1 protein-coding gene is annotated in these 551 nt (G+C 64.2%); it reads right to left on the bottom strand.

The genetic code is table 11. From position 1 onward, the window contains the following. Positions 1 to 5 precede the first annotated feature (5 nt). On the bottom strand, positions 6 to 551 hold a 546-nt coding region (locus NS355_RS06780), incomplete at its 5' end, for a TonB-dependent receptor domain-containing protein (protein ID WP_167345418.1).

Genomic DNA, 551 nt, shown 5'->3' with positions numbered 1-551 from the left:
GCCCCTTACAGCTTGACCCGCACACCCCCGAACAGCGTGTAGCCGAACTTCTCATATTCATATGTGCGGAAGCGTTCGCCGAAATAGCGCACGCCCGGCGTGTTGGTCAGGTTCTTGCCCTCGGCGAACAGGTTAATGCCCTTCGCCAGCTGCACGCTGCCCGTGACGTCCAGCTGACCGCGGCCCTCCCAATACAGGTCGAGCGCGGGGTTGGTCGCGTTGATCTCGTCCAGATAGTCGGAGCGCTTGGTATAGGCGACGCGGACATTGACCGGCCCGCGCTCGTAGAAGACGCTGGCGTTCCACATATGCGTCGACTGGCCCGGTAGCGCGAAGCGGCTGCGCCCGCCATAGGCGGCGTCGAAGGTCGCGCTGCCCTTGGTATAGGTATAGTTGGCGAACACGCCCAGCCCGCTCAGCACGCCCGGCAGGAAGCTGAAATGCTGCTGCCAGTTCAGCTCTACGCCGTACAGCTCGCCCTTGCGCGCGTTGATCGGGCGGCTGAGGATCGCGCCGCCCACGCCGTTATACACGCCGGTGCTGGTCAGCGT

This window comes from Sphingomonas yabuuchiae, assembly GCF_001477495.1.
Taxonomy (GTDB): domain Bacteria; phylum Pseudomonadota; class Alphaproteobacteria; order Sphingomonadales; family Sphingomonadaceae; genus Sphingomonas; species Sphingomonas yabuuchiae_A.
The sequence above is the reverse complement of the archived record's forward strand: the minus strand, read 5'-3'. Positions and strand labels throughout refer to the sequence as shown.